General features: G+C 37.6%; 15 protein-coding genes and 1 pseudogene. 15 read left to right on the forward strand and 1 reads right to left on the reverse strand.

Annotation, left to right across the window (positions count from 1 at the left end; genetic code table 11):
- The 7 genes and pseudogenes from E1140_RS12035 to E1140_RS12065 all read left to right on the forward strand — a co-directional run.
- Window positions 1–372 (forward strand): annotated as a pseudogene (locus tag E1140_RS12035) (serine hydrolase domain-containing protein); the annotation flags it as partial.
- A 3-nt stretch (window positions 373–375) separates the two neighbouring features.
- Complete coding sequence (locus E1140_RS12040) at window positions 376–1,512, forward strand: DmpA family aminopeptidase (RefSeq protein ID WP_155183799.1); 1,137 nt, start codon at window positions 376–378, stop codon at window positions 1,510–1,512.
- A 96-nt stretch (window positions 1,513–1,608) separates the two neighbouring features.
- Window positions 1,609–1,989 carry a hypothetical protein gene (locus E1140_RS12045; protein WP_155183801.1) on the forward strand — a complete coding sequence of 127 codons (381 nt, stop codon included), beginning with the start codon at window positions 1,609–1,611 and terminating at the stop codon, window positions 1,987–1,989.
- Window positions 1,990–2,345: 356 nt separating this feature from the next.
- Window positions 2,346–3,299 (forward strand): NAD(P)-dependent alcohol dehydrogenase, encoded by a 954-nt coding sequence (locus E1140_RS12050; RefSeq protein ID WP_155183804.1) that lies wholly within the window; start codon window positions 2,346–2,348, stop codon window positions 3,297–3,299.
- A gap of 14 nt (window positions 3,300–3,313) precedes the next feature.
- Entirely contained in the window at window positions 3,314–3,958 is a 645-nt protein-coding gene (locus tag E1140_RS12055; RefSeq protein WP_155183807.1) for a DUF998 domain-containing protein, read from the forward strand.
- Entirely contained in the window at window positions 3,951–4,979 is a 1,029-nt protein-coding gene (locus E1140_RS12060) for a serine hydrolase domain-containing protein (protein ID WP_155183810.1), read from the forward strand. The genes E1140_RS12055 and E1140_RS12060 overlap by 8 nt, the downstream gene beginning before the upstream one ends.
- A 63-nt stretch (window positions 4,980–5,042) precedes the next feature.
- Window positions 5,043–5,378, forward strand: coding sequence for a hypothetical protein (locus E1140_RS12065; protein ID WP_155183813.1), 336 nt, complete (start codon window positions 5,043–5,045; stop codon window positions 5,376–5,378).
- Window positions 5,379–5,382: 4 nt separating this feature from the next.
- Here the strand turns inward: E1140_RS12065 and E1140_RS12070 are convergent, their stop codons facing one another.
- Window positions 5,383–7,317, reverse strand: a complete 1,935-nt coding sequence (locus tag E1140_RS12070) for an adenylate/guanylate cyclase domain-containing protein (RefSeq protein ID WP_155183816.1) — start codon at window positions 7,315–7,317, stop codon at window positions 5,383–5,385.
- 301 nt (window positions 7,318–7,618) lie between these two features.
- Here E1140_RS12070 and E1140_RS12075 point away from each other — a divergent pair, with 301 nt between their 5' ends.
- From E1140_RS12075 to E1140_RS12110, 8 genes are all read left to right on the forward strand, one after another.
- The gene (locus tag E1140_RS12075) at window positions 7,619–8,095 is read left to right on the forward strand and encodes a nuclear transport factor 2 family protein (RefSeq protein ID WP_155183819.1); all 477 of its coding nucleotides are present in this window, start codon (window positions 7,619–7,621) and stop codon (window positions 8,093–8,095) included.
- A gap of 17 nt (window positions 8,096–8,112) precedes the next feature.
- Window positions 8,113–8,583 (forward strand): YybH family protein, encoded by a 471-nt coding sequence (locus E1140_RS12080; protein ID WP_246202855.1) that lies wholly within the window; start codon window positions 8,113–8,115, stop codon window positions 8,581–8,583.
- Between the two features lie 116 nt (window positions 8,584–8,699).
- The gene (locus E1140_RS12085) at window positions 8,700–9,533 is read left to right on the forward strand and encodes a GNAT family N-acetyltransferase (RefSeq protein WP_155183822.1); all 834 of its coding nucleotides are present in this window, start codon (window positions 8,700–8,702) and stop codon (window positions 9,531–9,533) included.
- Between the two features lie 31 nt (window positions 9,534–9,564).
- Window positions 9,565–10,446, forward strand: a complete 882-nt coding sequence (locus E1140_RS12090) for a PhzF family phenazine biosynthesis protein (protein ID WP_155183825.1) — start codon at window positions 9,565–9,567, stop codon at window positions 10,444–10,446.
- Between the two features lie 143 nt (window positions 10,447–10,589).
- Window positions 10,590–11,123, forward strand: a complete 534-nt coding sequence (locus tag E1140_RS12095) for a dihydrofolate reductase family protein (RefSeq protein WP_155183828.1) — start codon at window positions 10,590–10,592, stop codon at window positions 11,121–11,123.
- A gap of 146 nt (window positions 11,124–11,269) precedes the next feature.
- On the forward strand, window positions 11,270–12,166 hold the full coding sequence (locus E1140_RS12100) for a hypothetical protein (protein WP_155183831.1): 897 nt from the start codon (window positions 11,270–11,272) through the stop codon (window positions 12,164–12,166).
- Between the two features lie 47 nt (window positions 12,167–12,213).
- Window positions 12,214–12,537 carry an antibiotic biosynthesis monooxygenase family protein gene (locus E1140_RS12105; protein WP_155183834.1) on the forward strand — a complete coding sequence of 108 codons (324 nt, stop codon included), beginning with the start codon at window positions 12,214–12,216 and terminating at the stop codon, window positions 12,535–12,537.
- Between the two features lie 255 nt (window positions 12,538–12,792).
- On the forward strand, window positions 12,793–13,878 hold a 1,086-nt coding region (locus tag E1140_RS12110; protein WP_185153550.1), incomplete at its 3' end, for a M28 family peptidase.

A 13,878-nucleotide genomic window follows, 5' to 3' on the forward strand; every position in this document is an offset into this window, starting at 1 on the left:
GGCAAATTACTTTTTGAGACCTTAGAATTGGAGCCGAGGAAACTGCCGGTTTCCAAAATTCTTGCCGAGCGAAAAGAACAAGTAATTGAATTGATTGAGAATTGGGATGCTCAGTTAGAAGCCAAGATATTGGCAGAAAATTTCTACCTTGATAAATCCAGAGAAGATCGCATGGCAGAGATAAAGGATGTATTTCAAAAAGCTGGAACTATTGAAAGTATAGATAAAATTGAGCCAATGAATCAATTGAGGGGAAGTTTTAAAATGAATTCAGAAAATGGTGTGGTGAGGGTCTTTTTTACGCTCACACCAGAAAAATCTCCAAAAGTGCAACAACTGGATGTTTCATTTGACTTAGATAAAGGAAAGTAAAAAATGATTGCACAAAAGATCTTAATAATAACATTAATACTTGGTTCAACTCATGTGTTTTCTCAAAGCAAGAGAGTTAGAGATTATGGTATTGAAATAGGTGTTTTAAAACCAGGGAAATTCAATTCCATTACAGACGTTAATGGTGTTAAAGTTGGTCATACAACCATAATTAAGGGAGATAGCATCAGAACTGGCGTCACAGCAATATTGCCGCACTCCGGAAATATATTTCAATTGAAAGTTCCAGCAGCCATTCATTTAGGAAATGGTTTTGGAAAATTGGCTGGTTATAGTCAGGTAAAAGAATTGGGTAATATAGAAACACCAATAATTTTAACAAATACTTTAAGTGTGCCGGAGGCATCTAATGCGCTAATAACTTATACGCTCGCACAAAAAGGTAATGAAAATGTTCGCTCTGTCAATTCGGTAGTTGGAGAAACCAATGATGGATGGCTCAATGATATCAGGGGTCGTCACATTACAGAAAAACATGTTTTAGATGCTATTAATAATGCCAAATCTGGTAAAATAGAAGAAGGAAATGTAGGTGCTGGTACAGGAACAATTTGTTTTCAGTATAAAGGTGGCATAGGAACATCTTCTCGTGTTATTCCTAAAAAGCTGGGAGGTTATACTGTCGGAGTTTTGGTACAAACTAATTTTGGAGGGGTTCTCCAAATAAACGGTGTCCCGGTAGCTAAAGCAATGGATAATTACCCGCGTAGTTACACTTATGACACTGACGGCTCTTGCATGATAGTGGTCATGACTGACGCTCCTTTAAGTTCTCGTAATTTAGAAAGACTTGCTAAACGAGCCATGATGGGCTTAGCTAAAACAGGAGGTATTGCTTCAAATGGAAGTGGCGATTATGTTATAGCCGTATCAACCGCGAAAGACAACTTGATTCCTTATTCTAGCGATTCTTTACTCATAGAGACAAAGACTTTAAGAAATGAAGCTACAACGCCATTGTTTTTAGCAACCATAGAAGCAACAGAAGAGGCGATTTTTAATTCATTATTTGCGGCAGAAACAATGACAGGAAAAGATGGCCACAAAATATTATCACTTCCTGTTGATGAAGTTATTGAAATAGTGAAAAAACATAACGGAATTAATACTGATCACTAAAAATGGGCATGACATTACCTAAAATGCATTGTTGCCCAGTTGAGAACAGCATCGTATATTAGATAAGTGCTCATTAAAGTCAAACCATTTACTATCATGAAAACAAAGTCATTTCTTCTTCTACTCTTAACGGTCTTCCTGGTTTCTAATTCACTTGCCCAGGATTCGAAAATCATAGTAATGAACCAGTATTGGGCTAAGGAAGGAAAAATACAAGAAGTTTACCAGCATCGCCTTTATGCGAGTGAAGTTAGAAAGAAGCTTGGTTTAGCCGTTGGAAGAGTTTTATTGAATACAGAAGCTGAAGCTGGATCTCCACATGTTATTTGGGAATGTGAATACCCGTCAAATGAAGCAAGAGAGAAGGATATTCAGTTACTCACAGAGTCAGGGCAGTTTGAAGATGTAATGGAGAAAATGGGTACTTTGATTGACAAATTCGATCGGTCCATTTATAAAACCCTATCCTCAGAATAAATCACAATCCAGGATACTGTTTATGTGATAATTCTCCCTAAGCGGTCATGTTGCACATTGCACCTTCTTTTTCCAAAGAATTCTACCACCTGTTAGGTTATAGAAGCATACAACATACAAAAAAAGACAAAACCCACCTGCTATTAAGAAATAAAGAGGCTACTGTGCGAACCAAGGATTGCGCTGATGGTAAGTGGATACATAAAAGTGCTTAATGGTCGTATACCCCTTTCTAATGTTCTGGTAATTAAATAAATAGGGCTATTTTAACAATTAGAGAAGTTGTTTATGGACAGCTAAAATTGTGACCTAAAAAAATGTAGAAAGCTGGACTCAGAACAGATAAAAACCATGTAATGAAAGCAATTACAAAGTATAAATACGGAGGCCCCGAAATCCTTAAGTTAGAAGAAGTTGAAAAGCCGAAGATCAAAGAAAAACATTTGCTTATCCATGTTAAGGCAAATTCTGTAAACCCTGCTGATTGGCATATACTAAGAGGTAAACCTTTATTTGCACGGCTTACCATGGGCTTTTTTAAACCCAAAGACACTATTCTGGGTGCTGACTTTGCTGGCATTGTAGAAGAAGTAGGTTCAGGGGTAACCAACTTTAAAGTGGGTGACAGAGTATTTGGAGAATTTCTCGATGGAGGAGGAGCTTTTGCAGAATATGCTTGTGTTCCTGAAGCTGCTTGTGGATCTATGCCAGAAGGAACAAATGAAATTGAAATGGCCGCTGTTCCAATAGCAGGATTGACAGCTTTGCAGGCATTAATCACTCATGGAAAATTAAAAGAAGGAGAATCTGTTCTGATTAACGGTTCTTCCGGAGGGGTGGGTCATTTTACAGTACAAGTTGCTAAAGCCTATGGAGCACAGGTTACTGCCGTTTGTTCAGGTAGAAATGTAGATTTTGTAAAATCATTGGGTGCGGATAAGGTTATTGCCTATGACCAAGAAAGCATTCATCAGCATGCAGGGAAATATGATTTGATAATTGATACAAATGGAAACCTAAATTATGCTGATTATAAACGAATGGGTAAGCGTGGCATTATGGTTGGGTTCACCACTATGGGGCACATGATGTCTGTATTACTTAAAAACCTCTTTAGTAAATTTTCTCTTCGTGTGTTTACGGCTTCCGCCAATAATGAAGATTTAAATACCTTAGCCAATCTAATAAAAGAAGGAAAAGTAAAACCTCACATCGAAAAGACATATCCCCATTCTGAGATGCCAGAAGCCATAGCATATATAGAATCCATGAGAACAAGAGGTAAAGTGGCCATATCATGGGATTTATAATTTAATATTTAATTATGAGTAAGAATGCCACTTTTTGGTCAGGGATTGCAGGTGTTACATTATTTGTTGTGGCTGCCATATTAGGTGGCTTGCAGTTCAACGACTACAGCCATATTTCACAGTACATCAGTGAATCGTATGCCATTGATACTCCTTACGGCAACATGCTCAGATTTTTAGGTTTTGTTCCCTCTGGGCAGCTGCTAATACTTTTTGCATTTTCAGCGCTTAAAAAATTTCCCAAATCAAATTTGATTGCGATTGGCTTTTGGGGAATTGGTATTTTCTATGGTTTAGCTACAGTTATTGTTAGCGTATTCCCTTGTGATAGCGGATGTAACAAAGAATTCATAGATCCTAGTATCTCACAAATAATTCACAATCTAACAGGTCTCCTGACCTACATTTTTGTGCCAGCAAGCATCATTGCCATAGGGCTTGGTTTGCAGAAATTAAAAGCTCACAATAGCTTCGCCAGATTTTCGGTCCTTTGTGGCCTTTTTTGCTTTATTTTTATCGGTATCTTGCTATCAAATCCTAACTCAAATTATACCGGACTGTTGCAACGAATAATTGAAGGTTCATTTATTATTTGGATTGTTAGATGTGCTTTCTTAATTCGTGGATATCAGAAAAAAAAATTAAAAACAATTGACTAAAAAACAATCACAGCGAATAATCAGAATACTGCTTTTAGTTGGCACAGTGGCTTCCTTGTTCTTTGTGCCATGGCTTCTTGTAAAAGCATGGATACTTCCATTACCAAACACGGTTCAGGAACAATTAGATGAGGCCATTGGCTATGGGTTTGAAGGAATGATCGTTTATGTTGATCAAGCTGGCAAACCTCCTCAATATTATGCAGCCGGATGGCATGATAGGGAGGCTAAGATTCCTGCAAAACCTCAAGCGCTATTTAAAATAGCAAGTATTAGCAAGCTATATGATGCTGTAGCAGTAACAAAATTGGTAAGCGATGGCCGTCTTTCTCTGGATAAAACCATTGCTGATTATTTGCCTGAGCTTGTTGGCAGAATTGAAAATGCTGATAAAATAAGCTTAAGGTTGATGATACAGCATCGAAGTGGTATTCCAAATTTTACGGACTCCTACAATTTTTGGGCTGCTCCTACAAAGACTTATGAGGAAAGTCTGGCATTGATACTCGACAAGCCTGCCAACTTTGAACCAGGCAGTGACTATGAATATTGCAACACCAACTATCTGCTGATCAATAAGATTATGGATGATGTACTTGGCTATCCAAATTTTCAGTTTATTCAAGAAGAAATACTCACACCTTTGAATCTTAATCACACCTTCGGATCGCTAAGTGATGTAAATATTGACGATGTGATGAGTGGTTATCATCAAGGGCATCCCTATGACTTAAAGGAAGATGATCATGGCATGTTGGCCACAGCAGAAGATGTTGGCACTTTCTTAAGAGCTTTAAACGATGGTTCAATATTTGAAAATGGCGAACAAGAAATATATTCTTCCATTTATGAATATGAACATGGAGGTTGGGTTCCAGGATACCAAAGTTTCGCTAAATATCATGATGATATTGATGCTGTTACTATTGAGTTTTACAGCACCACTGATTCTAAACTGTACCTTTGGAACTTATCAGAAATCATAAATAGCAGGATTGTTAAAATATTGAAAGATGATTGAAAGAATTGATTAGCCTGCATTCATATTAACACTATAAACATCACTCTAATAATACCGTAAGAAATGCCAATTGCCAATTGCTACATTAACACTAAAATACCTGAGAAGACTGACTTCAATAAAATAGTGCTTGAGTGGTCTGATAAAATAGGTGCAAGTCCACAAGATATTACCCTCAATGTTTTCACCGATTTTGTCCAGTATGGAAATAAAGATGCTGCCATGGTTAACCTTTATCTTCCCTCCCTCTGGCCACAGCAGGACGTTGAAAATATTCAAAGCTCATTATCTGGGTTACTTGAAAAGTATCTAAAAATTGAACCGGATCAAGTATTTATCATGACTTCCATTATTCAATCAGGGCATGTATTTAGTGATGGTAAAACTGAACGCTGGTAATTGACTATGCCACTTTATAAATCTTAATAGGGTCCTTTCTGCCTTTTATTTTTGTTTCTATGATCTCATCAAACGCAAAATCATCCTGATCTAAGTGAGTGGCCACTTCCTCAGAGATGAGTAATTGAGAGTGGTAGGTTTTATTCAGCTGCTCTATCCTAGCGGCAGTAATTACCGTATTTCCGGTAATGGAATATTGCTTACGTATCTCAGTGCCCACATTGCCAGCTACCACCTCACCGGCATGAAGCCCAATACCAATTCTGGTTTTCTCAATGATCTTAGCTTCACTACGAGCGTTCACCTCAGCTACTATTTCCTGAGCAGCTAAAAAAGCATTTTTAGTATCATTGCCATAAGATGCGGGAGCGCCAAAAGTAGCCATAAAGCCATCACCCATAAACTGATTGATTACCCCATGATATTTAGCCACTATTTCAATCATGAAACCAAAAACATCATTCTGATAACTAATAATATCCTGTGGCTCTCGTGCTTCCGCAAAAGGTGTAAAATCTCTAATATCAAGAAACATTACGCATACAAATTTACTCTTGATATCTGTAATTCCTTCATCAGAAAGTAGCGCTTCAGCTATGTCATCAGACACCTGCTGCCCAAGTAGTTTTTTGATTTTTTGCTCAGCTTCCACCAGTTTACCTTTTGTCATTTCTAAGTTGGTAAATGTAGTTTGTAGATTCTTATGCGCCCTCTTTTTGGTAACAAAGAGCCAATAAAATAAAGCCAGCAAGGCAGCTAATAAGATAATACCCAGAAACAGCCCTTTTCTAAATGTTGAGGCTCTTTCGAGCTCATCATTGGTCCTGGAGATTTGTAATTCATTCAAATCATTTTCCTGAAGCAAGAGCTGAATTTGTTGAGCTTGGTTGACCATCTCCACACTATCCAAGGTCATTTTACGCTGTTCTTCCAGCCGTCTGGAATTGAGCTCATTATAGAGTTTATAATACCTCAGCGACTGGGTATAGTCTTGCTTGGCCTCAAATTGCAGCGCCAATTCCCGGTAATTATTTATGGCCTTTCCCAGGCTATCATCTTCCAGTACCTTGGGCATCAGGAGCTGTGGCGATCTGATGGCCTGCTTTCTATCTATTTCTTTAGTCACCTCCTTTACCTGGTCAAAGACATTGCGCAAGCCCTGCCGTGACTCTTCCACAGCTAAGGTGTCACCAAGTTTCTCAAAGTAATTTTCTGTTATCTGATAATAAGCAATGGCCTCGGTAAGGTTGCTATCCTTCTGGTTAAGCATGGCAATTTTAGCATGCACATCGGCTATGGCCTTGGCATCCCCCTTATTCTTCATCAGTTGGGCTGCTTTTTTGTAGTTCTCAATGGCCCTTGGATAATTACCCTTCTTCTCCTGTGAGCTCGCCATTTTTAGAATTGTACTAATCTTAATGTCTTGTGAAGCGGATGAAATTTTATCTCCAACACCAAGCGGTCCAATAGTTCTTTTTAAAAACCCCTCCTCTTCCACACCAATAGAGTCTAGCTTGGCCAGCATATCCTGCGACCTATCAAAATTAAAGTCATCGTCTATACCTGCTGCCAGTTCTGCACTTTTTAAAAAACCCTGTTCGGCATCGTTGTATTTTTCTTGCTGATACAATGCCAGACCATGGAGGTACGATGCGGTTGCATAATGAACAATATCGCGCTGATTGATGAGCACATTGCCCTCATTAAAAATATCATCCGCTAGATTTTCAGCCTGTTTGGTATACTTAGAAGCTTTCTTGTGTTTCTGATCTAAATAGTACTCCCCTATTTTATTTAGTGCCTTGAGTTTATCTAAACCGTAAAGATCTGATACACTCTTTTCGAGCTCCCTAATCTCATCTGCAGTGGCTTGAGAATATGCCGGACGCACCAAAATGGTAAGCAATCCAATAATTATAAGTCGCCAGATATGCTTCATGAAAAAATTAACTCTACAAACGATACGGAAAATTAAGTAATGCAGCACATATATACTGTATATGGCATATTAAGGTTCTGGCTGGACGAAAATGCGGTTGTAAAGAAATCTTTATTTACTTGCTCACAGCACAGGTATCGACTTCTACACAGTATTTAAATGATCAAAATAAATAAGTCATTTTCGAATATTTACAACTTCAATGATGTTGCTATTCTGTTTTTGCTATTAAAGCTAGAATAGACTTTCTTTATTAGAGAAAGTCTATTCTTATTCTCAAACACTTAAGAACTTCAGAAATATGCGTTTCAGATTAATGTTCTATCTCACCACAAGCTTACTATTGTTGCTATGCAGCTGTCAAAAGCAAACCGAAAAACAAGCGACTGACTCAGGTGAAATAATTAAACAAGTAAAAATTCAGGTCAATGCTTTTCATGCTGCTGATACATCGCTAAATGCCCAAGCCATGGTCAATTTGTTATGGCCTGAATTTACCATGCTTGCCGATGGAAATTATATTTCCTATAAGGATGTATCAACAAGCTCCAAATCATTCATGGCATCTTTAGAAACTTTTCATACCGTATGGAAAGACTTGAAAATTGTTCCTCTTGATAATCATCATGCCATTTCTTCATTCATCTTCACCGATTCCTTAGTTGCAAAGGACGGTACAATTACCCAATCCAGAGGTCCTAATACATTTGTTTGGGAAAAACGAAATGATGAATGGAAAGTAATATATGGAGATGCTGATCATTATCCTGTTAAGTAACTAAATATCAAAAGCCAATGACAACCATCACCAAAACGCTGCCTAAAAATTTCGTCATCATAGGAATGATTATTCTTACTTTCTTATTGAGCTTTTCAGAATCTGCAGCGCAGCAAGATGAACAATATATCAGAGAAATAAGAGAAGCCTCTAACAGCGCCCTTCGGGCATATGATAATGAACTTGTACTCTCATTTTTAACGGAAGAGGTGCTTACTACCACAGGAAATGGAACATTACTTGCCGGAAAGGAAGCCCTGCGCAAATACATTTTAGAGGCAGGTGAAAGTAAGATGTACTGGATAAGGACAGCTCTTGAAGTTAATGTAAATGAAACTAAAGGTTTGGCCTGGGAAACTGGCACCTGGAAAGGATATGATCCTGAGCAAGGTGAAGAGGCGATAATTGGTGGAAAATATTCAGCACAATGGACCAAAGCCTCTGGTGAGTGGTTGATCAAATCTCAACTTTTCGTATCGCTTGAATAAGCTTACTGAGCTAAAGCAAATACAAAATGGATATTGAATTGAAACGTATTTATACCAACTAGTTTGTTTAAATACGAAATAGTTTTACTTTTACAGAAACTAGTAGCAATAGCCATATGAATGTTCAAGAACTAATCAAAATAGACCGACAGCTGGGTTTGGCGCTGGAAGAGACCGAGGCTGTGTATTGGAGTAAATATTATCATGCTGACAATAAGCTACCTTCTTTTTCTTCCATAATTGCAAGCGCATTTGTTGGTGCAGTTCCTCAATTAGACGTGCTGGCAATGAATAGGGTAATTGGCCTCGGAATGGTGACGATTGTGAACCCTGAAGACATAGATTCAATCATTAACTTCTATAAAAAGGCAGGAACCAGGCGCTTTTTTATTCAGCTCTCTAACAACACCATTCAGGATAACCTGCCTGATCTACTCACAAAGGCAGGATTTAGACTGCATAACCATTGGGCTAAACTGATGAAAAAATTGGACGAACCTATTGCAATAAGCCCTACAGAACTGCGCATAACCAGGATAACTACAGAAGAGGCTAATAGAAAAAGGGATTACGGGCAAATCCTTTATGATTGCTTTGATTGGGGTGATCCTCGTTTAAAGGACTGGCTTTCTAAAACCATAGGTCAAACGGGGTATCGAAACTATCTCGCATATCAGGATGAGGTACCAATCGCAGCTGCAGCCTTGCATCTGATGGGGAGGTATGCTTCGCTTGCCTTTGCAGGTACGCTACCCTCCGCGCGAGGATTGGGTGCACAGCGTGCCTTAATAGAACAAAGGTTGCAAGAGGCACAGGAAGCCGGGTGTGACTATATCTTTTCAGAAACTGGGGTTTCAACAATTGAAAAGCCAGTTCAGAGTTATAAAAATATGATCAAGCTAGGATTCCAAGAAGTCTATCAGCGACAAAATTGGATTTTAGAGCTGTAATACAAACCCTTTCATTTGTTAAACCTAGACTATGACGACCCCCTATTTTTTGGTAGATGTTTTTTCTAAGAAACCATTTTCTGGCAATGGGCTAACCATTTTTCCCAGTGCAGATAAAATGGACAAAGAGTTTATGCAAGTCCTTACACAAGAGATGAGGCAATTTGAAAGTATCTTTTATCATGCGCTAGGCCAAAATAGATTTAGGGCCTACATCTTCACAATGGAAGAAGAATTGAATTTTGCCGGGCATCCGTTACTTGGTCTTGCCGCATTAATTCATAAGAATCACACTAAAGAAAAGTCGACTAATAGCATAAGGATTGATTTAAATACTAAGACTGTTGACCTACAAACCACTAAGAAAGACGGTTTTTTTACAGCCTCAATGAATCAAGGTATCCCTCAATTTCTTTTTTCCTTGAACAAAACTCAAGAAATGAGTTTCTTATCAGATCTTAACCTTACCGAAGGTGATAAATATGATGGTCTAAATATGGAAGTGATCACCACCGGACTGCCCTATCTAATCATTCCGGTTAAGGCACATTCGCTATCAAAAGTTAAAGTGTTAAGTAATGATTTAAATAACAAGCTTTCTAAAATAGGCGCAAAATTCTTTTACGTGCTCGATGTCGAAAACAAAAGAGGAAGAACATGGGACAATTTCGGCTTAGTTGAAGATGTAGCAACAGGAAGTGCCGCTGGACCTGTTGGAGCTTACCTTGTGAAAAATGGTCTCGAACAGTTTAATACCGAGATAAAAATATCTCAAGGCGAGTTCGTGAATAGGGAAAGCGAAATTAAAGTTGTTGTAAAGGGTATTGGCTTAACATTTAAAGATGTTTTTGTCGAAGGTGATGTAGTTCAAATAGCACATGGAACTATAACAAAAGGCTTCAACAAAAACTAAGCAAACCTATTAAACGCAACATCAAACATTTAAAGCACATTTTGCCACAGCTTTAAAGTATTGTAAATTTATTGACTGGAGATGGTTTTAAAGATTGGTATTATATAAAAGTAGAATCTCTTAGTTAAAAAAATAATAGAGCTATGCCAAAGATTATCTATTACGTAGCAAGTTCAATTGACGGGTTTATTGCCGGGCCTAATGACGATATAAGCAACTTCGTTCCTGGTGGCAAAGGGGTTGACAAATACCTTTCTGACTTACAAAATTTTAAAACTGTAATAATGGGAAGGAGGACATATGAGTTTGGATACCAATATGGCCTTGAGCCAGGTCAGCCTGCCTATCCACATATGGAGCATCATATTTTTTCTGATAACATCAAAATTGAAAAACTGGCTGACTCAGTTCACATTGAACCAAAATCAATTGACCGGGTCAAACAAATAAAGGAATCTTCAGAAACCGATGTTTATCTATGTGGTGGTGGAAAATTTGCAGGTTGGTTGTTAGAAAATGACCTTATTGATCAACTTAAGATAAAGTTGAACTCTATAATTCTTGGGGAGGGAATAAGGCTCTTTGGGGATTCAACAAAGCAAGCTAATTGGAATTTATTAGAATCTGAATCATTTGATGACGGGCTTAAAATTTTAACATACGGTCTTAGAACATAAGATAAACTGTATCTACATACCCTTTGACCCAGCATATGGTCCTTACCTTGTTCTGTTTTCTTAGATAAGAATTGATTATATTATAATTGATAGATAGGAGGTTTCAGTGCTCTCACCGCCTATTTAAAACTTCAAGAACATACGAGATGCTTAGATTAAAATATTCAACCCTTCTATTAGGTCTGATTTTCATTTTCTCCTGCGAAAGCAAACCGAAAATCAGTAATGTGCCCGCCCTCACTGATAAAATCACAATCTTTGAGGTTTACCTCAAAAACCCTAAAGCACTGGATGAGTTTAGCTCATTTATTCATGATACTCTTAGGCTTCCAGTTGAGTGGAACAAGTTTGATTTATTTGGGGACAGCGTGGTTTATGATGAAGCCTTTTTCCTTGGCAATACAACATTTGAACTAGTGACACTTTACCAGGGAGATGCTAGTATGAAAGAAAAGGCCAGGTACAATAGAATCATTTTTGGCGTTGAAGATGTAGCGACACTTTCAGCAGCAATCAAAGACGATTTTCAACATGAAGTTCCTTATGATTTTAACATTGTGTCAGGTAATGAGACGGTGTCAATGGGCAAGCAAACCACACTAGATTCTTTAAGTGCCGCTTCCAACTTTTATGTGACTTTCTGGGAATACCTAAAATCTGGATTCTCCTTTGAAGACAGATCGGTAAAAGCGAGTTCAATGGAAGTGCTGTACCAAAAGCTTGGCTCAAAGCTAGATGCAAACCCTATGGGTATTATTGCTTTAAAAGAAGTCCATATGTCTATGAGCAATGAAGTTGTCGCACAATGGGAGAAACTACTAGGGCCAAGCATTGAAAACCAATGGTTGCTACCGAAAGGCCCAATCCTATCTTTTCAAGCGTCAACTGCTACAAAAGGTATAGATTGGATTTCTATTCAGGTCAAGAACCTTGAAACAGCTAAAAAACACCTGGCTACTAAAGATTTATTACTGGATAAAAACGGCAAAATTTCAATTTCGAGAACTGAAGACTTCGGGCTAACTGTCTTTCTGGAAGAGTAATCCTATCATAAGCTTCTCATATAATATAATAAATGGTATTACTATAAATGACAACTGCATCGAAAACAAATTATTCCGTTATCTGGAAGTATAAAGTGAAATATGACTCTACAGATCAGTTTGAATTTGAATATGGTCCCAACGGCACTTGGAACAAGCTGTTCTCACAATCTAAAAATTATAAAGGCTCCTTTCTTCACAAAAGTGAAGACGATTCACAAACTTACATTCTCATAGACACCTGGGTAAGCAAACAAGCTTATGAAGACTTTATAAATGAAAATCAGAAAGTGTATAATGAAATAAGTGCCGGATTTGAAATCCTCTATTTAACTGAGAAGAAAGTAGGTTCTTTCAACTTGGTCAGTTAATACAAATAATTAATTATTATTTTAAGCTTAAATAAATCAATTTTAAAAAATTGCAACAATTACAGACTGAAGGTGTTGATATCCTTTTGTTAATAGTCACTCATATTTATCATCTTTCCCCTTTCTATGAACCTTAAAACTACTTTCACATTTCTTCTAATATCTGGATATTCTTTCTTCGGCTATTCACAATTGACAAGCAGTGACAGTGTTTTGTTAAAAATTAGGGATGAAGCCTTAAAAAATTCTAACGCCATGAATTGGCTGAGTGAATTAACCGACATCTATGGTCAACGGCTAACAGGAAGTAGGGAATATTATGAGGCTGCCAAATGGATTGCCGATGAGATGAAGGAAATCGAACTGGACGATGTTCATTTTGAAAATTATTGTTCCGATTGCCGTGGTTGGAGTATCAATTCATTCAATTTAGAAATGGTTTCTCCAAATTATATGCATCTCTCCGGATACCCGCTAGCTATGACAAAAAGTACCAATGGAATTGTCTCAGGCGAGGTGATTAGCATTGCAAGTTTTGATGACTTAGATGCCTTAAAAAAGGAATACTCTGGGAAAATTAGAGGTAAGATAATATTACTAGGGGAAGAAATTAAAATGAAATCTTTACAAGATACGTTGATGATCAGATTCTCAAAAGAAACATTGGCGGCAATGGATGCACAATTAAAATCTCAACTAGAAAATCCTCCCTTACCAGAATTGTTAGCCAATTGGGCTACAGATGACAGGTCTGATAAAGATTTTCTTGCATTTCTAGAATTAGAAGGAGCATTGGCTGTTATAAATAGCAGGCCAATGTATTTAGGCGTTTTTCATCCTGACGGAACATATTACTACAAGAATGATGAGTTCAAGCCTTTGCCATATTTCACAATTATGCCTGAACACTTTAATAGACTATACAGGATGATCAAACGACATACACCCCCTATCCTGCGCATAAATTTGAAAACAGAATTTTACAATGAACCTCAAAACAATGTAAATATTATTGGTGAAATAACAGGGAATGACCCAGAATTAAAATCAGAAGAAATTCTGATAGGAGCACATTTTGATTCCTGGCATGCAGCAACTGGAGCTACAGATAATGGTGTGAATTGTATTGTATTATTAGAAGCCATACGAATTCTGAAACAAATCGGTTATCAACCAAAAAGAACAATAAAAATTGGTCTGTGGGGAGGAGAAGAACAATCCTATTTGGGTTCATTAGCTTACGCAAAAGATCACTTTGGAGACTTGAATGAATTACCTAACGCCCAATCAAAAAAAGTATCGGCTTACTTGAACTTGGATGAGGGTGCTGGATCAATTAGA

The organism is Fulvivirga lutimaris (assembly GCF_009711525.1).
In the GTDB taxonomy this organism is placed as follows: domain Bacteria; phylum Bacteroidota; class Bacteroidia; order Cytophagales; family Cyclobacteriaceae; genus Fulvivirga; species Fulvivirga lutimaris.